Origin of the sequence: Paraburkholderia tropica (assembly GCF_914484835.1) — a bacterium.
Taxonomy (GTDB): domain Bacteria; phylum Pseudomonadota; class Gammaproteobacteria; order Burkholderiales; family Burkholderiaceae; genus Paraburkholderia; species Paraburkholderia tropica_A.
On the sequence record NZ_CAJZAR010000037.1, the window covers coordinates 83,145 to 104,943 of the forward strand.

A 21,799-nucleotide genomic window follows, 5' to 3' on the forward strand; every position below is an offset into this window, starting at 1 on the left:
GTGGGTGCAACGCCGCGTGCCGGGCGTCGATTCAGGGTTCAAAAATTTCGCGTATGTTCGACAGCGCGTCGAGCGTATGCAGCAAGTGCTGACGCAATTCCTCGGAGGCTTCTTCGTTGCGCTCCTGTTCGAGCAGTTCGAGCACATAAAGATGCTGCTTCGCGTGCTCTACATAGCGCTCGCGATGCTGCATCGAGCGATACGAAAGCAGACGGCGCACGCGATTCACGCGCCGGATCGTGTCGATGAAAAAACTGTTGCCCGACGCTTCGACCAGCGACTCGTGGAATCGCACGCCGCGTTCGTGCAGCTGATCGGCGGTATCCGTTTCGATGCCGCCCGCCAGCAGATGCTTTTCGACTTCACGGCAGCGTTCGAGCACCTTGCGATCGAGCTTGTAGCCCGGTTCGAGCAGCGCGGCCGGCTCCAGCGCGAGACGCAGACGATAGGACTTGAGCAGGCTGTCCGGCGTCGTCAGCATGGGCGAAAACTCCCAGCCGTAACCCGGCTTGCGCTCGGCCCAGCCCTCTTGCGCGATGCGGCCGAGCACGGCGTTCAGTTGTCCGCTCGTGAGGCCGTAGCGCGTGCGGATCAATTGCTCGGAAAACGTATCGGGCAGCTCGCCCTTGAGACGGTCGTCGGCGATCTGGAAATACACGCGCGTCACAAGGTCGGTTTCGGCAAGACCGAGTTCGTCCACCACGTCGGACAGCGAATCGAGCACCGGCCGCGCCACGAAAAAGCCGCGATTCTTCTCGCGCGTGAGCACGCCCTTCTCGTGCAGCAGCGCGAGCGCTTCGTTCACGGGCGAGCGCGAAACGCGCAGGCGGTCGGCCAGCATCTGCGCGGGCAGATGCGCGCCGGCCTCCATGCCTTCGGTACGAATCAGGTCGATAATTTGCGTCGCAATGGATCGGTCGATCATCTCATTCAGCCAGCCGCGCAACGTCTGGGCTTCGTTCAGCGGCCCCCTGTTGCGAGTGTGTTTTGCAGGATCAGCGGAATCACGCCGCCCGAGCGCAGCAAGCTGCATTCGAGTTGCGTTTCCACGGCGGCGCGCACGTCGATCGATTCGATGCGACCATCGGCGCGCACGATGCGGACCGGCACCGCGCAGCGCGGCGCGAGCGTCGCGGCATCCGCCTGAACGTCGAGCATATCACCCGGCTGGAGCGCGAGCGTATCGGGATGGGTGCCAGGCGCGAAACGCAGCGGCAGAATCCCCATGCCGATGAGGTTCGAGCGATGGATGCGCTCGAAGCTCGCGGCCAGCACCGCGCGGATGCCGAGCAGCCGCTGGCCCTTCGCGGCCCAGTCGCGCGACGAGCCCGTGCCGTAGCGTTCGCCCGCGATCAGCACGACCGGATCGCCGGCCTCGGCGTAGCGCTGCGCGGCCTCGAAGACCGGCAGCACGTCGCCGCTCGGCACGTGCAGCGTGTGCGCGACCCGCATGCCCGGCTTCAGGCGGTTCACGAGCGTCTTGTTGTAGAACGCCGCGCGCATCATCACTTCCCAGTTGCCGCGCCGCGACGCGAACACGTTCAGATCGTCGCGATCGTCGCCGCGCGAGACGAGGAAGTCCGCCACGAAACTGTCTTTCGGAATCGCGCTCGCGGGCGAAATGTGATCGGTGGTGATGTCGTCGCCAAGCACGAGCAGCGGATACGCGCGATAGCTGCCGAGCTGGCTGCCCTGATCGGCGGCGGCGAACGGCGGGCGGCGCAAGGCCGTCGATTTCGGGTCCCACGGAAAGCGCGCCGAAGACGGCGCTTCCAGGTCGTGCCACGCGGGATTGCGGCTCGCCACGGCGAACGCACGCGGATAATCCTCGGGATCGGCCGATTGCGCCACGAGCGCGGCCACTTCCTCGCGCGTGGGCCAGAGATCGCGCAGATAGACGGGCGTGCCGTCGGCGGCGGTCTGCACCGGCTCGCGGCTCAGATCGATTTCGGCGTTGCCCGCCAGCGCGAACGCGATCACGAGCGGCGGCGACATGATGAAGCCGAGATCGAGATCGGGATGAATGCGGCCCGCGAAATTGCGGTTGCCCGAGAGCACCGCGACGGGATAAATGCGGCCCTCGGCCTGCGCCGCGCGCACGCTCTCCGTGAGCGGCCCCGAATTGCCGATGCAGGTCGTGCAGCCATAACCGACGATATCGAAACCCACGGCCGCGAGGTCGTCGATCAAACCGGCGCGCGCGAGATACGTGGCGGCCGCGGGCGAGCCCGGCGCGAGCGATGTCTTGATCCACGCGGGCACGTTCAGCCCTTTCGCGCGCGCCTTGCGCGCCACCAGCCCGGCGGCGATCAGCAAGGCGGGATCGGATGTGTTCGTGCAGCTCGTGATGGCGGCGATCGCCACGGGATGACGCGGCATGCGTGGGTGCTGCGCGTGCGGTGTTGCCGGCACGAAGTCGAACTTCGCGAGCGCCTCGGGCAGCATCGTGTAATCGAGCAGATCCTGCGGACGGCGCGGCCCGGCCACGTGCATGCCGATCGACGCCAGATCGATTTCGATCGTGCGCGTGTAGCGCGGCGTAGCCTCGGGATCGAACCACAGACCCGCCGCGCGCGTGTACGCCTCGACGAGCCGGATCGCGTCTTCGCTGCGATGCGTGGCGCGCAGGTAATCGAGCGTGTGGGCGTCCACCGCGAAGAAGCCCGTCGACGCGCCGTACTCCGGCGCCATGTTCGCCACCACTGCGCGCTCGCCCGCCGTCAGCGTCGCCACGCCCGGCCCGAAATACTCGACGAATTCGCCGGACACGCCAATCGCACGCAGCCGCTGCGTGACCGTGAGCGCGAGGTCGGTCGCGAGCACGCCGGGCTTGAGCGCGCCCGTGAGTCGCACGCCGATCACGTCGGGAATGCGCTGCATCACCGGCATGCCGAACATCACCGTCTGCGCTTCGAGACCGCCCACGCCCCAACCGAGCACGCCGATGCCGTTGATCATCGGCGTGTGGCTGTCCGTGCCGATCATCGTGTCGGGCACCGCCCACGTTTCCCCTTCGCGCTCGACGCGCGTGACCACCGTCGCCAGTTGCTCCAGGTTGATCGTATGCATGATGCCCGTGCCCGGCGGATGGATGCGCACGCCCGTGAGCGCCTGCGAGGCCCAGCGCAGGAAGCGATAACGCTCGGCATTGCGGCGCAGTTCCAGCGCGAGATTCTTCGGCGCGGCGTTTAGCTCCCCGAAATATTCCACGGCGAGCGAGTGATCCACCGACGAATCGACCGGCAGCACCGGATTGAGTGCGGACGGATCGGCACCGGCTTCGGCGAGCGCGTCGCGCATTGCGGCGATATCGACGAGCGCGGGCGTGCTGGTCGTGTCGTGCATCAGCACGCGATTGGGCTGATACGCGATCTCGTGCTCGCTCGTGCCGCGCTCGCGCCACGCGAGGATCGCGTCGACGGCCGCGCGGCGCTCGTCGCCGTCCATGTTGCGGATGACGTTTTCGAGCAGCAGGCGCAGCACGACCGGCAGTTCGCCGAGCTTCGCGCCGAACATCGCCGGCAGATCGACGAAGCGCAAGCGGGCCCCGGCGACGTCGAGGTGGCCGGTCAGTGGGGTGTCAGTGTTTTCCATGACTGTATTTTTGCACTTTTCCAGGACAAAATGCAATCATAGTGAAAACCCCAAACATAACAATCTGGAGACAAGCATGGAAAAATCCGGCCGCGACGCCTCTGCTGCGCGCTTGAATACGAAGCGCCGCCGGCTCGTCCAGGCGGGCGCGGCGCTCGGTGCGATGGCGCTGGCGGGCAGCGCGCCGCGACCGGCTTTCTCCGCTGAAACGGCCTCTGGCCCACGCGTTTTAAAAGGAATGAACCCCATGTTTGCTTATGTCGGCTCGCGCACCACGCGCGAACGCAACGCCCGCGGCGATGGCATCAGCGTGTATCAGGTCGATGCCCAGACCGGCGCGCTCACGCTCGTGCAACTCGTCAAGGATCTCGTCAACCCGTCGTTTCTGGCGCTCTCGCACGATGGCGAGCGGCTCTATACCGTGCACGGCGATCTCAGCGACATCAGCGCGTTCAAGGTGGACAAGGCCACCGGCAAGCTCACGTTTCTGAACCGCCAGAGCACCGAAGGCAAGAACCCCGTGCATCTCGCGATCGATCCGGGCGGCCGTTACGTGGTGGTGTCGAATCACATCGGCGCGAGCCTGGCCGTGCTGCCCATCGCCGCCGATGGTTCGCTCGAACCGCTCACGCAACTCGTGCATCTGGACGGCCCGATCGGCCCGCACCGCATCGAGCAGAAGCAGGCCAAGCCGCACTTCAACCCGTTCGGTCCGGGCGGCCGCTTCGTGATCGTCCCGGACAAGGGCCTCGACCGCACGTTCGCGTTCCGCTTCGACAACGGCACGCTCACGCCCGCCGCGCAGCCCTTCGTGGAATCGCGCGAAGGCGCGGGACCGCGCCACATCGCGTTCCATCCGGGCGGCGAATATGCCTGGGTCGTCAACGAACTCGATTCGACGGTCACCGCTTACCGCTACGACGCCGCCACCGGCGCGCTCACGCCGCTGCAGGTGCTGTCGACCCTACCCGACACCTTTACGGGCAACAGCCGCGCGTCGGAAATCGAAGTGGATCGCAACGGTCGCTTTGTCTACGCCTCGAATCGCGGCGACGACAGCATCGCCGTGTTCAGCATCGACGCGTCGACCGGCCATCTGCGTTTCGTGAGCGCGGAGCCGACGCTCGGCAAGACGCCGCGCTTCATGACGAGCACGCCCGACGGACGCTTCATGTACGCGCTCAACGAGGACAGCGACACCATCGTCGCGCTCGCGATCGACGCGCAAACGGGCCGCCTCGCACCCACCGGCTTCGTCGAAAAATCGGGCAGCCCCGTCTGCATGGTGTTCTCGAACGCGCGGACCTGATCCGCCCGCTCATCGTCATTCCGCATTTCAGAGGCATGCGGCGGGCTCGCCCCGCCGCTGGAGACCTATGCACTTCCCCACTACGACCCTCGACGAACGCGCAGTCGTGCGCAAGATCGCCTGGCGCATCATTCCGTTCGTGTTCGTGCTGTACATCATTTCCTATCTCGACCGCGCCAATATCGGCTACGCGGCGTTGCAGATGAACCGCGAACTGGCGCTCAGCAGCGAAGCATTCGGCTTCGTTTCGGGCATTTTCTTCATTGGCTATTTTTTGTTCGAAGTGCCAAGCAATGTGATGCTCTCGAAGTTCGGCGCGCGCGTATGGATCGCCCGGATTCTCGTGACATGGGGCGCGATCTCGGTCGCCTCCGCCTTCGTGCAAACCGCGACGCAGCTTTATGTCGTGCGCTTTCTGCTCGGCGTGGCCGAAGCAGGCTTTTTCCCCGGCATCATCGTCTATCTCACGTACTGGTTCCGCGCGAAGGAACTCGCCACCACGGTCGCGCTCTTTACGGCGGCGATTCCGGTGTCGTACATCGTGGGCGCGCCGTTGAGCACGTGGATCATGGATCACGTTCAATGGTTCGACTGGAGCGGCTGGCGCTGGATGCTGGTGCTCGAAGGCGCGCCCGCCGTGGCGGGCGGCATCGTCTGCTTCCTGTTCCTGAGCGACCGCCCCGCCGATGCGAAATGGCTCTCGCCCGCCGAACGCGAATGGCTGCAAGGCCAGCTCGCCGCCGACGCCCGCGCGCGGCCGAATGCACGTCACTTCGGCTCGCTCAAGGCGATGGGCAATCCCAAGGTGCTGTATCTCGCGTTTATTTACTTCGTGTATCAGTGCGGCAGTCTTGGCGTGGGCTACTGGATGCCGCAGATCATCAAGGGATTTTCGACGGCGCTCACGCATACGCAGATCGGCCTGATCGCGATGGTGCCTTACCTCTTCGCCACGATCGTCATGGTGCTCTGGTCGCGGCATTCCGACCGCCGCAACGAACGGCGCCTGCATTCCGCGATTCCGCTGGGCGTGGCCGCGCTGGCGCTGCTCGGCGCGGGACTGTCGGTCAACCCGTATGTTTCGATCGCGATGATCAGCCTGAGCCTCGCGGGACTCTACGCGTTCAAGTCGCCGTTCTGGGCGCTTCCCACCTTGTTTCTGTCGCGCTCGACGGCGGCGATTTCCATCGCGGTCATCAATTCGATCGGCAATCTCGGCGGATTCGTGGGGCCGTTTGCGATCGGCTATATCAAGGGCAGCGGCTCCAGCGCGACGCCCGGCCTGCTGTTCCTCGCCGGTTTGCTGGTTCTCGCGTTCCTGATGACGCTGTTCCTGCGCCTCACCGAACAGGCCGAATGCGACGAGGCAGGTTCGATGGCCAATTCTCACCACTAATCGGAACCTGCGGCGCTTCGGGATGAAGCGCCGAAAAACAAAGGCACAAACGCGTACTGGAGACATCGCGAATGAAGAAGTCTGCAATTTATTTTGGCATCCTGATTACAGGCTCAGCCTATTCGTCGGCTGGCAGCGCGCAAAGCAGCGTCACGCTTTACGGCGTGATCGACAGCGGCATCAACTATACGAATAACATCCAGAAGGGAAAGACCGCGAACGGCTTTAGCGGCGGCCATCAGATCGCGATGATCGAAGGCGGCTCGGCAGGCTTGCAAGGCAGCCGCTGGGGCATCACGGGAAGCGAGGAACTCGGCAACGGCATGAAGGCGGTCTTCCTGCTCGAAAGCGGCTTCTACAGCAATAACGGCGCACTCAATCAAGGCGGCGCGATGTTCGGACGACAGGCCTACGTCGGCATCAAAAGCGATCTGGGCACCGTCACGCTCGGGCGGCAATACGATCCCGTCGTCGATTTCTTCCGGCCTTATCTGGCCTCGCCGCAATGGGGCGGTTACATGACCGCGCACCCCAGCGATCTCGACAATGCGCAGAACACCCGGCGCATCAATCACTCCATCAAGTTCCGCAGCGGCACATGGAACGGATTGACCGTCGAAGCGATTCTGGGACTCGGCGGCGTCGCTGGTTCATTCGTACAGAACTCGATCTGGGGCGCAGGCGCATCGTATGCGGCCGGACCGTTCTCAGCGGGTGCCGCTTACCTCAATGTGAGCAACCCCAATCTCTCGTTCTTTGGCGCGAATCCGAATGCGGGACCCGCGACGTCGAATAATCTCGGCAGTTTCGGCAGCGCGACGAGCCCCGAATCGAATCCCGTATTCGCGGGCTATGCGTCGGCGGGCCGAATGGAAATTGCCGCGGCTGGCATGGGATTGACGCTCGGCGCATTCAATACGAACGTCGCGTATTCGAATACACGGTTCGGCAATCTCGGCTCGGCGGCAGGACCTGATCCGCTGCACTATGCGGGCACCGCGGCATTCAATAACGTCGAAGTGAATCTGCAATACCAGATAACGCCTTCCCTGCTCACCGGCATTGCATACGATTACACGCGCAATGGCGGCGCGGGCGGCAAGGAAGGCGCCGACTATCATTTGTTTAGCGCCGGGATCGACTGGTTTCTGTCGAAGCGAACCGATGTGTATTCCATCGCGGTCTATGAGAAGGCTGACGGCATGGATTCCACCGGCCGCGCGGCGGTCGCGCAGATCACCGGGCTCACGCCTTCGTCAACCGATAAGCAGGTGGCGTTGCGGGTGGGGATCCGGCACAGGTTCTGAGCGCCAATCACGGAATAACTCCCCCACCCCGTCCGTTTAAGCGCTAGGACAGTGCGGATCGCCACTGTTCCAATACGTCACCGCGATTGCGCCGGGTCTGCACCTCGCCCCGCCGTGCGAATGCGTTGCGCCCTTTCCTTAAACGGACTGAAACCATGAAAAGAGCCCTGTTATGCCTCGCGGCCATCGCGACCCTCGCACTGCCCGTCGCGTCATTCGCGGAGACACCGAAAATCACCAATGGCATGGTGGTCGACGATGACGGGATGACGCTTTATGCATTCGACAAGGACACCGTACCGGGAAAGAGTGCCTGTGCCGGCGCCTGCGCCACGATGTGGCCGGCCGCAATCGCCGATTCGTACGACAAGGCAAATGGCGATTGGGGATTCATTGCGACCAGTGATGGCAAACATCAATGGACCTATAAGGGCCGGCCACTGTATCGCTTCGCGCAGGACAAACAGCCGGGACAAATGAACGGCGACGGATTCAAGGGGATATGGCATACCGTGAAGCCATAAATCCGATCGGTGCGTATTCGAGTTGCCGTCGAACGAGGGAAGCCGGTGAATCGACGTGTTGACGTCACGATCCTGATGATCGTGCGTCAGCGCGCTCGCGGCTTTCCCTTATTTCCAGAGATATTTCATTCACCGTGGAATACAGACACATCGGTGCCCGTTTAGACCACGTGAGTTTGCTGTGACGATGCCGGAGGTACCATCATGAGCCCGGGTCTTGTCATTCGTCTTATTCTTTCCGAAAGCGCCGCGCTGCTATTGCTGGCTGCGTGCGGTGGCTCTGGAAATTCCATGCCATCTTCCTCGATGCCCGCTGCCGCGACGCTGTTCACGGAAACAGCGCTGGTCTCGGACGGCGCGGTGGCGGCCTCGCACACCGATCCCAATCTGCAGAATTCGTGGGGCATCGCGTTCAATCCTTCGGGCTTCGTCTGGGTCGCTGACAACGGCAGCTCCGTTGCCACGCTCTACGACGGAAATGGCGTGCCCCAGTCGCTCGTCGTCACGCTCCCGACGGGCGCGAGCGGCTCCGCAGATCCGACCGGCATCGTCTTCAATGGCACGACCAGCTTCAGCATCAGCGCAGGCGGGAAATCCGGCGTCGCCGCGTTTATCTTCGATGGCGAAGGCGGCACGTTGACCGCGTGGTCGCCCGCGGTGAACGCCACCAACGCGATCGTTGCGTACGACGATCAAAGCGGCGGCGCCGTGTACAAGGGACTCGCGCTTGCGAGCAATGCGGGCGCGAACTTTCTCTACGCGACGGACTTCCATAACAACAAGATCGACGTGTTCGACACGCACTTCGCGAAAGTGACAATGCCCGGCGGTTTTCAGGACCCGACGCTGCCAGCCGGCTTCGCGCCATTCGGCATTCAGGCCATCGGCACGAAACTGTTCGTGACCTACGCCATGCAGGACGCGGCGAAACACGACGATGTCGCCGGCGCAGGCATGGGCTTCGTCGATATCTACGACACCGCGGGCAACCTGTTGCAGCGTTTCGCCTCGCGCGGGCAACTGAATGCACCGTGGGGTATCGCCCAGGCGCCCGCCAATTTAGGCAGCCTGAGCGGGACCATTCTCGTGGGCAACTTCGGCGACGGCACGATCAACGCATTTGATCCGGCAACCGGCGCATTCATGGCGACCGTCACGCTCTCGAACAACACGCCGTTCAAACAGGATGGACTGTGGGGCATCGCGTTTGGCAACGGCCTCAACAATCAGCCCTCCAATACGCTGTTCTTTGCGGCAGGCCCGAACAAGGAGGCCGATGGTCTTTACGGACGTCTTGATATGAAGATGTAAAAGCGAGAGTTTGCTGGTGCGAGGCACAGGAATGCCTGGTTCACTGAATCCGGCAAGCGGCATACTTATTAGCCCCCGGTATTACCGCGAGGTCATACCGGGGGCTAATGCTCGCCCTGCCATCATTCACGCCAACTTTGCTGATGACACGGGCTACCAGACGAAATCAGGCAGCCGAAAAACGCTTGCTCTTAACGATGGAAGCCAGCACTGAAGCGCTCGGTTTTGCGGTGCGAACGAAAGTCGTACGATCGACCGAATACAACCCGAACTTTGGCCCATAGCCAAACAGCCATTCGAAATTATCAAGCAGGCTCCAGTGAATATACCCATGTACCGGCACGCCATCTTTCATGGCGCGCTGCATGGCCTCGATGGCGAGTGGGATATAGCGTACGCGCTGAGCGTCATCGATCCCGTCGATGCCGTTTTCAGTCACGATCACCGGCAAACCGGTCGCGCTATGGGCGTAGCGCACTGCACCCTCCAGGGAGTCCGGGTAAAACTCTTCCCCATTAGCCGTCATTTCCGCCCCCGCGGGTGGCGGCATCGCGCCGTTCCGGTCCAGACGCTGGCGCCCATAGTTTTGAACGCCGATAAAATCCCCTGTACGCGCGGCTTCCATCCAGACACCATAGACATCCTGCCGCTTTTGGTCGCGCTTGCTGTCGGGGCCCACGGCCTGATCGTCCGTGATCGACAGGCTAACACCCACCTTGACTCGCGGATTAACGCTCTTTATCGCTTCAACGCCCTTTTTATGGGCCAGAATCATCTGTGCCGTTTTGGGCTCGGCATCGCCGACATTCGCTGACGAGAATCTCGTCGATCCGCTGGCCCTTGCTGCTGCGGCCAGCATCGCCTTTTGACCTTCCGCGAATCCGGGTGGAAATACCAGCGGCAACCACGAAATGATTTTCAGGATGTTTGGCTCGTTCAGCGTGGTCGCATAACTCAACCTGTCGCCCATGTGTCTCGCAACCCGCTCACAATACCTGGCGAAATGGTCGGCTGAGCCCTCCACTTCCCAACCACCCGCAGCGGCGAACCATATCGGCGTCGTGAAGTGATTGAACGTCACCATGGGCGTCAGGCCCCGCTCACGGCATCCATCCATCACCCTTCTATAGTGGTCGAGCATCGCAATGGAGTATTCGCCCTTTGCTGGCTCGATCCGCGACCATTCGATCGAGAAGCGGAATGTATTCAGCCCGAGATCGCGGACGATATCCAGGTCTTCCCGCCATCGGCTGAAACTGTCGACTGCATCGCCGGACGGCGTTTGAAAAATAGTCGGGGAAACGTGCTCGAGCATCCATGTATCGGCATTCGTGTTGTTGCCTTCGTACTGGTGACCGGCCGTCGCGACGCCCCAAAGAAACGAATTCGACCGGCTTTTGTAGCCTTCGGCGAAAGCTGCTTTGGATAATGGCATCGCTGCTGCGCTCGTTGCCATCAATTTCAGCATGGCACGTCTATCAAGATTGGCGTTCAATTTGTCCATATTCCTGTCGATATTAATCCGGTGACTTCGCTAGCCCGGTTGCGTCCTTCGCCAGACGAATCGCCCGCAAAAAATAATTACGCGTTAGAACTTGTGCGATATCCCCACCCGCAGGGCGAGTTGATCGGAATTGGAAGAAGGGCTGGCGTAAAGCAGTTGCGCCACCTGTCCCGCGCCGGTGACATGCTCGAAATCGGCGTCGAGATAAACGGTGGTCCGCTTCGAAAGGAAATAATTGATCATGGCGTTATAGACATGCCAACGCCCGCCGAGTCCGACCGAGTAGCCATAATCCGCTGCCACGTTCAAGTCCGGCCGGATGTCGTACATCACGCCCACGTCGCCGGTTTGAAGTCGATCTTTAGCGCCGTCGAGCGCGATAAAGTGGACATAGGAATAAGAGGCGACAAACCTGGCGGGACCCATCTGGTAGGCCGCACCGATGGCCGAAGTCGTGAGGTTGCGAAGCTCGATACCGCTGGACGCGGTTGACGCGGTTGATGTTCCGAACGCGTAAGCGAGACCGATTCCGGCAGGATTGATCGTCGTGCCATTAATATCGGTCATGGCCGCGCCAATGGCGAATGGCCCATTGTGATACTTCAGCTTCAGGCCGAAAGCCCGGCCGGTATTCGTCGCGTTACCGGAAGTCGAACCAAAACTGTAGATGGCTCCGCCCTGTATTCCGGCGATTTCCGGGCTATCGTACTTGACCGAGTTGTTGAGCTGCTCACCCGTAATGCGATCGTAATCGCCGGGGTGATAACCATAAATGGGCCCGACAATCCCTGTGTACTGCAACATCTCGACCATGAAATCGTTTTGACGACCAAGCGTGAGCGTCCCATACCGGTCGCTCTCCAGGCCGACAAACGATTCCATGCCAAAAGCGGAACCCGAAGCCATCGCCTTGCCGTTGGTCGACTGGAAAGACTGGGTAAGCCGGAATATCGCCCGGTTCCCGCCGCCGAGATCTTCTCGCCCCGTGAATCCAATCATGCTTGGCGCATTCACGTAACCGTCCTCGATCACGTTCGAATGTCCGCTTTGATTGCTGAAATACGTGATACCGGTGTCGATCATGCCGAACAAGGTAACGCTCGACTGCGCGTGTGCGGTACTTGCGGCGATCAGCGAAGCCAATGCAGCGATCTTTAGTTGTGTTGAGTATGCCATCCTGTCTCCGTGTCTATTTTGTTCATCGGCTGTACTTCGTGGTTGCTGCCTACGCCTCTTCGTCAGCCGAAGTGTTATGTGTTCAGAGGCTTCATACGGTCGTTACCTGATCTGGATGGGTCGATGCAGGCATGGCGTGCGTTCGTTGCCGATCGCGTTGTGCGTGAAGCGGAATAGGTCGTGCCGTTTTGACAGCCCCACTTCGCATGGAAGCAATGGCAAGGCAGCGGCTCAGTCAATCAGCGCAACGACGCACGACCGGGAACATCGGCCGACCGTTTGGTACGTGGGAACCTGTTTGTCTCCTGGTAGCCGGGCCGTTTGCGGGGACGCAGATCGGGTCGGCTGTTCTTGGGCGCGCGTAAGCACGAATCTCGGCTCGGCTATACGCGTCACATCAACATTTGATCGAATTTTATAGGGTTGCCTCTTCAGCAATCCGCCTCATTCTCGATACCCGCTATCGTGAATCGCGATGCGTAATCGGGAACGCGTTTCGCCTCGCCGTGTGCCTGGCGCCTCGTCTGTTTCGTTGTTCACGATGCCTGTCCGCAGGCAACCGTCCAAAAGCATGAAGCCCGCTGCGAGGCGGGCTTCATGACGCGGTCGGATGAGTCGGCCTGCTTCGAGATCGCGGCTGGTGCATCTTCGACAGCCGCGTCGCTCGATTAATTGAGGGCTTCGATGTCGTAAGCGCCGGGCCCCACGTCGTTGATATAGGCATAGGCGCGTCCGTCGCTATGCACACCGTGCGGGTCGAGCGCGGACACAGCGGACGTCGCCACGGTCTTGCCGTTCATGTGCACGCCACCGCGCGTTGCCGGGACCGCGATGGTGCCGCTCGTGCCCTTCGGCACGACGACATGCATGGCGATGGCGCCCTGCGCATCGATGCTCCACTTCACCGCGATGGCCCCGTGGGGCGTCGGCGCGCGGCCCTGCGCCCAGCGCAGATCGCCCATTTGCGGCTTGACGAGCCACTGCCCATAGCCCGGGCTCGCAGGACGAATGCCCAGCACGTATTGCGACAGCGCCGAGGTCGGTCCCGACGACCAGCCGTGCGCAAGACTCGTTTGCGGGCTGACGGGTTCGCCCGCCGCGCTCATGGCTTCCCATGTCGTGCCCGTGTAGTTGTCGCCCGGCGCGATCATCGTTCCCCACAGCGAGCGGATCAGGTCGAGCGCGCCCGTCGTATCACCCGTGGCGAGTCGCGCCCGCAACTCGGCGTCGCTCGCGAAGGGGCTGATCATCGATGCACGCCCGCTGTCGCCCGAAAACGCCAGGCGGCCATGTTCGCTGGCCAGGCCGCTCGCCACGCTCGTCAGCACCTGGCGCGCACGCTCGGGCGACGCCACGCCGGTCAGCACGGCCAGCGCGTTGGCGTCCTGGGCCAGCGCTCCCGGCCGGTTCGCGCTCATCGCGTAGAACCCGGCCTGTTCGTTGTAGAGCTGCTGGTTGATCGCATGACGAACGCGCGCGGCCTGCTGCTGCCATGCGCTCTGTTCGTCGGCCCTGGCGAGCGCGCCGGCCAGATAGGCCGCGTCGCCCAGTACCCCGTAATAGAGCGCGTTGGTCGCGGTCACCTCGCCGGTCACCGGATGCGCGAAATCGGGCAGCCAGTCTTGTGCCTCGTGCGCGTCCACCGAGATCAGTCCATTGGCGTCGACGTGATCGCCCAGATAGCGCAGTTCGCCTTCGAGCGCTGGCCACTGCGCACGCACGAGCGAGAGATCGCCCGTGTACTGGTAGTAGTCGCGCAGCAGCTTCACGAAGTACATCGAGTACTGCGTCGAATAGAAGCCGGTCATGCCGTAGGCGTCGGCAGGCGTGTCGATCAGCGGATCCTGCGAGCTATGGGTGGTCGAGACTTCGCCATTGGCGAGGCGATAACTGCCGAGCAGGCGAATCGAGCCTTCGATGGCGTCGACGCGATTCGACGTGTAGAACAGCGTGGGCGCGGCGACCGCGAGATCCGCGGACCAGATGGTGCGATCGCGCTTGGCGCCATCGACGAGCAAGGCCATGTCGTTCGTGTGAGCGGAGAAGTCGTTCAGGGCCTCCGGGTTCGTGAGCGCGTTCGCGTAGAGGACCTTGTCCGTCACGTCGGTAATCGACAGGTTGCGGTAGGTCGCCAGCGCGCCGGGCTCGTTGAAGAAACCCGCGCTGCCCACCGGCGCGAGCAGCATGCTGGTGGCGCCCAGCGCGTCGGCGTCGAGCGAGCCGACCGGCTTGCCGTCCAGGAATACCTCCAGCCGCGGGCCGCGCATGTCGGTGCGCACGCTGTGCCACGTGCCCGGCGACACGGTCGCGGGCAGCTTCAGCACGGCGACGCGCTTGTTGCCCCCGGCAAAGGTGCTGAACGCGCTGAATTCGAGCGTGTTCGCGATCTCCTTGTTCGCCGTATCGGCATGCAGCACGAAGCGCAGCGTGCTCAGGTTCGACAGATCGCGCATGACCCATCCCGCGCTGTCGCGATCCACGCGCACGTCGAACGACATCGCATAGTCCGCGGGCCACTGCCCGCTCTTTTGCACGATGCCGGTGCCGGTCGCGCCCAGCGTCAGGCCCGCGTCGCTGATCCGCCACGCCAGCGGCAGCGCCCTTGCATCGAGACGCGTGAGTTCGACCGTATACGCGCCTGCATTCCAGATTTGATTGAGCGCGTCCGAACTCGACATGAAAGCGCCTTCGTTCAGGGCGGCGTGCGTGTCTGCGCTCGCCGCGTTCAGCGCGCGGATGCCTGCGCCGGACAGCACGACCGTCCCCGGCGTCGACAGCGAGATCACCTGATAGCGCTCGCCGCCCTGCACGACCGGATGCGAGATCGTGCCGTTGCGCAGCACCGGAAATTGACTCGTGCGCGCCGGATCCACGGCGACCGTCAGTCCCGCCGTCACGTCGCCGCTCGCCAGGTGCGCGCGGCTCTCGCTGAAGGTCGCCGCGAGCGTGGGCTGGCCCGTGTGCGCCGTCACGTCGAAATACGGCACGCCGCCGACTTCGCGTCCGTAGTCGAGCACGACGACCGGCGCCGGTCCACCCGCGCGATAGCGCAAGACCGTGACGCCGCCAGTGACCAGCGCCTGCGCATTCGACACATCGCCCGACACGCTGACGATGCGCGCGGCGCGCAACGATCCCACGCCCGCGCGCCACGTTGCGACGCCAGCCTGTGCGGGCCACGGCGACGTCGCGACGGCGGCGGTCTGGGCACCCAGCGCAACAGGCGGAAGCAGTGACAGGGAAAGCACCAGCGCCGTGGCGCCGAGCGCGCCCACCGACGATTTGAACCGCGTGGTCATGTTGTCTCCATATTTCCAGACCGTCCGCCAGCGCGGAAGCAGCAGGTTGATTTTTTTAGCCGTGCCACAGCACGAATGGCTGACCGGCGCTTTGCGCCATGTCAAATGTGCCGGCAGGATTCTAGAGGCCGCCTCCAGGTCTGTAACGCCTTGTTTGGCGATACCTGCTATCTCGATTCGCGATACGTGACGCGGCGTTGGCACGTGCAAGGCACGCGCGCGCTCGGGGGCGGCGAGCCCTCGCGAAACGTGATAGCCCGTATCGCGAAACGCGTCTGCTCGTTGTGCGCCGAGCCCCTACACTCACCGCACACGCAATGCCTTGCGTCACATCAAAAAACATTGGAGACAGACATGTCAGCCCGACGCGGCTCACCTTTTGCGCTTGTCGCCGCACACGTCGCGGGAATGATCGATCTGGTCGCCCTGCCTGTGTGGGTCAACACCTTGATCGAGCGATTTCATTTCGACGCCCAACGCGCCGGTGCGCTCGCCACGGCCTACCTCGCCTGCGCGGTCGTCTGCTCGGTCTGCATCGCGCCGCTGATCGCCCGGCTGCCGGGGCGGCTCGCGGCCGCGAGCGGTTTCGCCCTGGCCGCCTGCGGCTTCGCGCTGGCGGCGCACGCCACGACCTTCGGCGGCATGCTGGCCGCCCACGCCACGGCGGGCATCGGCGTGGGCGGCGGGCTGTCGGTCGCGCATGGCGCCATCGGCAGGACGGCCAATCCTCATCGGCTGTTTGCGCTCGGTCATCTCGCGCTGGCCCTGTTCGGCGTCGTCTACTTTGCGGCCACACCGACGCTGATCGCCTTGCATGGCGGCGCGGCCTTGTTCGTGGTGTTCGCTGCGGTCTCGATCGCCGCCGCGCTGGCGCTCGCGCTCGCATGGCCCGCCCCGGCGGCAGCCGATGCGGGCGCGCCGCGCCGCGAAGCCACGCGTCTCATGGACACACGATTCGAACGCGGTTGCTGGAGCGCGATCATCGGTATCGTGTTCATGGCGATCAACCAGGCGATGGTGTTCAGCTTCGCGCAGCGCATCGGGCTCGCACACGGATTCGGCAACGCCCGCGTGAACGCCGTGCTCGTAGCGGTCGGCCTCGTCAATCTGCTGCCGTCCGCACTCGCCGCGCTGCTCCAGGGCAAGCTCGACGCGCGCAATGTCGCGCTCGCCGGCCCCATCGCGCAAGGCGTGCTCGCGCTCGTGCTCTGCAACACGACGTCGTTCGCTCCGTATGCGCTCGCGGCGAGCCTGTGGGTCTTCGCGATGATCTTCACCCACACGTTCCTGTTCGGCCTGCTCGCACGACTCGACAAGACGGGCCGCGCGGTCGCCTACACGCCCGCGATGCTGATGGCGGGCTCGGCCGTCGGCCCCTTGCTCGGCGGCATGCTGATCGTGCGCTTCGGCTTCGGCGCGCTCGGGTTCGCGGCCGTCCTGATCGGCCTGTTCAGCTTCCTCTTCTTCAGCCGCCTGCGCTCGGTGGCGCGCACGCAAACGCACTTCGAGCTTCCCCCGGCGCGCTGACGATCACTCTCCGACAATTCACTTGAGACCCCAATCATGGCAGGCATAGTTTTTCAGAACGTTCGTGTATTCGATGGCAGCGGTTCCGCGCCCTTTCCTTCGCAGGTGCGCGTGGAGGGCAACCGGATCGTCGCGCTCGCGGCGCCGCAGTCGCCCTCGCTCGCCCAGGACGGCGACGACCTCTACGACTGCGGCGGCGCCACGCTGATGCCCGGCCTCGTCGAGGCGCACGCGCATCTGTCCTGGCCCAGTTCGGTCGAGAAGTTCGTGCCCGGCATGGCATTGCCGCCCGAAGAACTCGTGCTCACCACCGCGCGCAACGCGCGCATCCTGCTCGATCACGGCTTCACGAGCGCCTATTCGGCGGGCTCGCTGAGCAAGCGCGTGGAAGTCGCGCTGCGCGAGCAGATCGAGAGCGGCGGCATGCCCGGCCCGCGGCTCGTGGCGTCGTCCATCGAGCGCACGCCGCCTGTCGCCGCCGACGAGCAGGAACTGAACCCCGGCGAGGTCGACCCGCACGGCGTGGGACCGGACGCCGTGCGCGCGTTCGTGCGCACGTGCGCGGAGATGGGCGCGCGCTCGGTGAAGTTTCTGCTCTCGGGCGAAGACGCCTTGCAGCCGGGCGCGTCGCAGCAACTGCTGTACAGCGAAGCCGAAGCGCAGGCGGCAGGCGATGAAGCCGCCGCGGCAGGCGTCTGGCTCGCCGCGCACGCGCAGGCCGCCGAAGCGGTGAAGATGGCGCTGCGCAACGGCTTTCGCGTGCTCTATCACTGCACCTACGCCGACGAAGAAGCGCTCGACATGCTGGAGGCCGCCCGCGACCAGATCTTCGTGGCGCCCGCCATCGGCATCATTCAGGCGACGCTCGACGCCTCGCCGCCGCCCCACTTCGACATGACGCACATGAAGCGCAGCGCGGCCGAAGTGCGCGAGCTGCAACAGCGCCTCGTGCCGGAACTGCGCCGCCGCGGCGTGCGCGTGCTGCCCGGCGGCGACTATGGTTTCCCGTTCAATCCGAATGGCCGCAACGCGCGAGACCTTCAGCTTTTCGTCGAACTGTTCGGCTACACGCCCGCCGAAGCCCTGCATGCGGCCACGGCGCTGGGTGGCGCGCTGATGGGCCTGCCCGATGAGCTTGGCCGTATCGCCCCCGGTTATCTCGCCGACCTGCTGATCGTGAACGGCGACCCGACCGAAGACGTCGCCATCCTCCAGGACAAGCAGCGCCTGACCGGCATCATGAAGGACGGCCGTTTCCACAAGACGCCGCACGCGCTGCGCGCCGCGCGCTGAACGAAGGAGCACACGACGATGAGCCAGAACGCCCCTCCGTGCGCCGATGAACTCGACCGGCTGATCCGTACGACGGGCGCCGTGATCGATCCGCCGCTAGTGAAAAGCTGGTACGCGCCGCTGCGCGAGACGCAGCGCAAAGACGGCGCCGACGTGCGCCACGACATCGCCTATGGCGACGACGAGCGGCACAAGCTCGACGTTTATCTGCCGACGACCGGCGACACGAAAGGCCGTCCGCTGCTGCTATTCGTGCACGGCGGCGGTTTCGTACGCGGCGATCGCCGCGACCGCGCCAACGTGGGCTGGTGGTTTGCGCGGCAAGGCTTTGTCACGGTCGTCCCCAGCTACCGGCTCGGCCCGGCGCACCGCTGGCCGGCCGGCGCGCAGGATGTCGCCGCAGCATGGGCGTGGGCGCACGCGAACGCTGCGGCATTCGGCGCCGATCCGCAGCGCATCTACGTGGCGGGCGAATCCGCAGGCGCGGCGCATGTCGCGGCGGCCACGCTCATGCGGCGCTTCCGGCCTGCGGGCGTCAGCGCGCCGCGCGCTGCGTTGCTCGTCTCCGGCGTCTATAACGTGCAACTGGAAAAGCTCGCGCGCCGGCAGTTCGGCATTCCGAGTCCCGATCCGCGCAACGAAGCGTATTTCGGCAGCGACTTCGCGGGCTACCCTGCCATGTCGACGGTCGAGAACGTGGACAGCGAACCGTTCCCGCTGCTCATCACGTGGGCCGAACTCGATCCGCCGCAAATGCAGATCCAGGCGGGCGAACTGTTTGCGCGGCTGACCACGCAACATGACTTCGGCCCCGACGTCGCCGTGATTCGCGGCCACAACCATTTGTCGCAGCTAGAAGCGATCAATACCGCCGACGACAGCCTCGCTTCGACGCTGCTCGACTTCATGCAGCGGCACTGAAACACCGGTAACCCAAGTACGACGCAAGGACACGGGATTGAACAGAGGATTCAATTCCGCAGTCCGCGCGTTGTCCGTTTCGGCATGTTTCGCCTGATGGCATCGGGTCTATGCGCGCCATGCCGCCAAAGGCGACCTTCTCTGGCTCAATGCCTTCCTCGAGTTCCGATCGGCGCGACGCTCATGCCGCCAGCCCGGCGGCCGCTTCGATCAGACGCTCCCGCAGCCACCGGTGGCACGGGTCCTTCTCCCTGTACTCGTGCCACTGCAAAAACTCCCTCACCGTGGGAATCTCGATGGGCGTGTCCACGAGGCGCAGCGGCAGTCTGCGTGACAACTCGTTCGCGAGACGCCGGTGCATGATGGCGATCATCTGCGTGCCGATCAGCGCGGTCGCGATCGAACAGAAGTCCGAGGTCGTCACGCGAACGCGCCGCTCGATGCCTTGCGCTTCCAGATAGCGGCTGTCGTAGGTCGGCGCGCGCGGCCACCCCAGCAACGCGGCAACATGATCGAGGCGCTCGAACTGCTCGACACTCTCCAGCCGCGCACAGACCTTCGTGTTCCCCTCCCACACCACGCAGGTGTAACGGTCGTCGAATAGCGGCCGATGCGGATGATCCGGTGCGATGAACGGCTCGGGAATGATCAGGAAGTCGTATTCGCCGCGGCGCAGCTTCTCCGCCGAATCCTCCACTTGCGGCATGAATTCGATCGTGATGTGCGGCGCCAGCGGCTCGATCACCGGAATCAGGCGATGCATGAGCACGTTGATCACATAGTCCGAAGTCGCGATCTTGAAGTGCCGCCGCGCATTCGCGGGCTCGAACTCGGGATCGATCGCGACGATCGTCTGCACCTGGAGCAGCAGATCGCGCACCGGTTGAACCAGCTCGCACGCGAGCGGCGTCAATTCCAGATTGCGGCCCACGGGGACCAGCAACTCGTCGTCGAAGTATTCCCTGAGCTTCGCGAGCATGCCGCTGATCGCCGACTGGCTGAGGTTCAGCCGCTCCGCCGCGCGCGTGATGCGGCGCTCGTCCAGCAGCGCATCGAGCGTGACGAGCAGGTTCAGGTCCAGCCTGTTAAAGCGCATTTTTCGCGTCTCCATGCGAAAGGCCGCCTCATCGGGCGGCCCTGTTATTCAAAACGATCGGCCTTTCGGTCGCGGGCGCTCAGCCTGCCACGCCGGGATCGTGCTGCGCATTCGCAGGCAGCGCAGCGTCGTCGTGCAAGATCGCGGCGTTCTGCGCCGATGCCGGCAATGCAGCGATCTCCGTCTTGCCGAGCGCGATCACGCCCGCCGCGAGCACCAGGGCGCCCGTGAACAACGCGAACGTCCAAACCGGATCGGAGTTGATCGAAGCGATGACGCCCACGATAACAGGCCCGAGTATGCCACCTATCCGGTTCAATCCGACCGCGACCCCCATGCCGGTGCCGCGAATTTCCGTGCGATAGCACATCGCCTGGTAATTGTTCATGATCGCCTGCGCGCCGAAGATGAAGAAGCCCACACATGCGATCAGCACCATCGAGCCCGCGTTGCCGAGCGTCACAGCGAGCACTGCCATGAACATGCCCGCCACGACATAGCCCACCACCATCGCCCGAATGCGGCTATGCAGGCGGTCGGCGAGCCAGCCCATGGAAATGCCGCCGAACACCGAGGCGATCATGACCACCGTGCCATAGCCGAACGCCGACGATACGCCGCCGCCCTTGTTGACGACCATGGTGGGCAGCCAGCCGGTCAGGCCGTGGATGCAGAACAGGCTCAATGCGCCCGCGACCCAGTGGACGAGCGTGTTGCGGCGATACTCGGCGGACAGCAGGTCGCGCACGGAACCGGGCCGCGAGGTCGCGCGCATCGGCAGGATATGGCCTTCACGATAGACGGGCTCGCGCTCGGGGCGAGCGGCCTTGAGGAGCGCGAGCACTTCGTCGGTGCGCCCGCGCAGGGCGAGATACTGGGCCGATTCCGGCAGCCATTTCATGGCCGCCGCCGCGACGAGCGCGGACAACACGCCCACGAAATAGAGCGACTGCCAGCCCAGATGCGGCGTGAGCGTGAGCCCGGCGACGCCCGCGAAAATGCCGCCCGCCGAGAAGCCGAACTGAAACACCCACGTCGCGAAGGTGTTCGCGTTGCGGCGCGGCGCCCACTCGTTGATGCAGGTGAGCGCGAGCGGCGTGACCATGCCGAGCGCGGTGCCCATCAGGAGACGCGCGAGCGCGAAGCTCGCGGCGGAGTGAACGACAGTGGCAAGCAGGCCGCTGGAAAGCGTCAGGGTCCACAGCGCGCCGAGCATCACCTTGCGCCGGCCGATGCGGTCGGCAAGCAGGCCTTGCAGCACCGAGCCGATCGAAAGGCCGACGATGCCGCTGGAGAGCATGATGCCGATCATCGCAGGCGATGGCTGCCATGCGTGCCGCACGAGCGGAATCACGTAGGCGGCGTTGAAGAGATCGTAGCCGTCGAAGAACATGATGCAGGCGACGAGGACCGCGAAGCGCAGATGGAAGCCGCCGATGCACGCGTGCGCCAGCTCCTCCCTGACATTGATGGGTGTTGCCAAGGTTTGTCTCCGTATTGTCGGGTGCGAGACCCGTGCCGCCTTTTTTATGGCGGTCTGAA

The 21,799-nt window shown here is 64.0% G+C and carries 15 protein-coding genes; 8 read left to right on the plus strand and 7 right to left on the minus strand.

Annotation, left to right across the window (positions count from 1 at the left end):
* Positions 1–31: 31 nt before the first annotated feature.
* Both LDO54_RS08625 and acnA read right to left on the minus strand, forming a co-directional pair.
* A complete protein-coding gene (locus tag LDO54_RS08625; RefSeq protein ID WP_224009206.1) occupies positions 32–925 on the minus strand; it encodes a GntR family transcriptional regulator in 894 nt (297 codons plus the stop codon).
* A 35-nt stretch (positions 926–960) separates the two neighbouring features.
* Complete coding sequence (gene acnA / locus LDO54_RS08630; protein ID WP_224009208.1) at positions 961–3,594, minus strand: aconitate hydratase AcnA; 2,634 nt, start codon at positions 3,592–3,594, stop codon at positions 961–963.
* Positions 3,595–3,841: 247 nt separating this feature from the next.
* Between acnA and LDO54_RS08635 the strand changes: the two genes are divergently transcribed.
* The 5 genes from LDO54_RS08635 (at position 3,842) to LDO54_RS08655 (ending at position 9,441) form a co-directional block, all read left to right on the plus strand.
* Positions 3,842–4,903, plus strand: coding sequence for a lactonase family protein (locus LDO54_RS08635; protein WP_224009210.1), 1,062 nt, complete (start codon positions 3,842–3,844; stop codon positions 4,901–4,903).
* Positions 4,904–4,970: 67 nt separating this feature from the next.
* Complete coding sequence (locus LDO54_RS08640; protein WP_224009212.1) at positions 4,971–6,299, plus strand: MFS transporter; 1,329 nt, start codon at positions 4,971–4,973, stop codon at positions 6,297–6,299.
* 71 nt (positions 6,300–6,370) lie between these two features.
* Complete coding sequence (locus LDO54_RS08645; protein WP_224009213.1) at positions 6,371–7,606, plus strand: porin; 1,236 nt, start codon at positions 6,371–6,373, stop codon at positions 7,604–7,606.
* Between the two features lie 155 nt (positions 7,607–7,761).
* Positions 7,762–8,130, plus strand: coding sequence for a COG4315 family predicted lipoprotein (locus LDO54_RS08650; protein WP_224009215.1), 369 nt, complete (start codon positions 7,762–7,764; stop codon positions 8,128–8,130).
* A gap of 204 nt (positions 8,131–8,334) precedes the next feature.
* Positions 8,335–9,441, plus strand: a complete 1,107-nt coding sequence (locus tag LDO54_RS08655) for a TIGR03118 family protein (protein WP_224009217.1) — start codon at positions 8,335–8,337, stop codon at positions 9,439–9,441.
* Positions 9,442–9,607: 166 nt separating this feature from the next.
* Here the strand turns inward: LDO54_RS08655 and LDO54_RS08660 are convergent, their stop codons facing one another.
* The 3 genes from LDO54_RS08660 to LDO54_RS08670 form a co-directional block, all read right to left on the minus strand.
* The gene (locus tag LDO54_RS08660) at positions 9,608–10,945 is read right to left on the minus strand and encodes a glycoside hydrolase family 1 protein (protein WP_224009219.1); all 1,338 of its coding nucleotides are present in this window, start codon (positions 10,943–10,945) and stop codon (positions 9,608–9,610) included.
* A gap of 84 nt (positions 10,946–11,029) precedes the next feature.
* The gene (locus LDO54_RS08665) at positions 11,030–12,121 is read right to left on the minus strand and encodes a porin (protein ID WP_224009221.1); all 1,092 of its coding nucleotides are present in this window, start codon (positions 12,119–12,121) and stop codon (positions 11,030–11,032) included.
* A gap of 668 nt (positions 12,122–12,789) precedes the next feature.
* A complete protein-coding gene (locus tag LDO54_RS08670) occupies positions 12,790–15,420 on the minus strand; it encodes an alpha-L-rhamnosidase C-terminal domain-containing protein (RefSeq protein WP_224009223.1) in 2,631 nt (876 codons plus the stop codon).
* Positions 15,421–15,774: 354 nt separating this feature from the next.
* On the opposite strand from LDO54_RS08670, the gene LDO54_RS08675 reads away from it, so the two are divergent.
* From LDO54_RS08675 to LDO54_RS08685, 3 genes are read left to right on the plus strand one after another with little or no spacing between them, the layout of a single operon-like run.
* Entirely contained in the window at positions 15,775–16,947 is a 1,173-nt protein-coding gene (locus LDO54_RS08675; RefSeq protein WP_224009225.1) for an MFS transporter, read from the plus strand.
* Positions 16,948–16,983: 36 nt separating this feature from the next.
* Complete coding sequence (locus LDO54_RS08680; RefSeq protein WP_224009227.1) at positions 16,984–18,240, plus strand: amidohydrolase family protein; 1,257 nt, start codon at positions 16,984–16,986, stop codon at positions 18,238–18,240.
* Between the two features lie 18 nt (positions 18,241–18,258).
* Positions 18,259–19,161, plus strand: coding sequence for an alpha/beta hydrolase (locus LDO54_RS08685; RefSeq protein ID WP_224009229.1), 903 nt, complete (start codon positions 18,259–18,261; stop codon positions 19,159–19,161).
* A gap of 181 nt (positions 19,162–19,342) precedes the next feature.
* On the opposite strand, the gene LDO54_RS08690 is transcribed toward LDO54_RS08685, so the two are convergent.
* Together LDO54_RS08690 and LDO54_RS08695 are read right to left on the minus strand one after the other, a co-directional pair.
* Positions 19,343–20,257, minus strand: coding sequence for a LysR family transcriptional regulator (locus LDO54_RS08690; protein WP_224009231.1), 915 nt, complete (start codon positions 20,255–20,257; stop codon positions 19,343–19,345).
* A gap of 79 nt (positions 20,258–20,336) precedes the next feature.
* Positions 20,337–21,740, minus strand: a complete 1,404-nt coding sequence (locus LDO54_RS08695) for an MFS transporter (protein WP_224009233.1) — start codon at positions 21,738–21,740, stop codon at positions 20,337–20,339.
* Between the last annotated feature and the right edge of the window lie 59 nt (positions 21,741–21,799).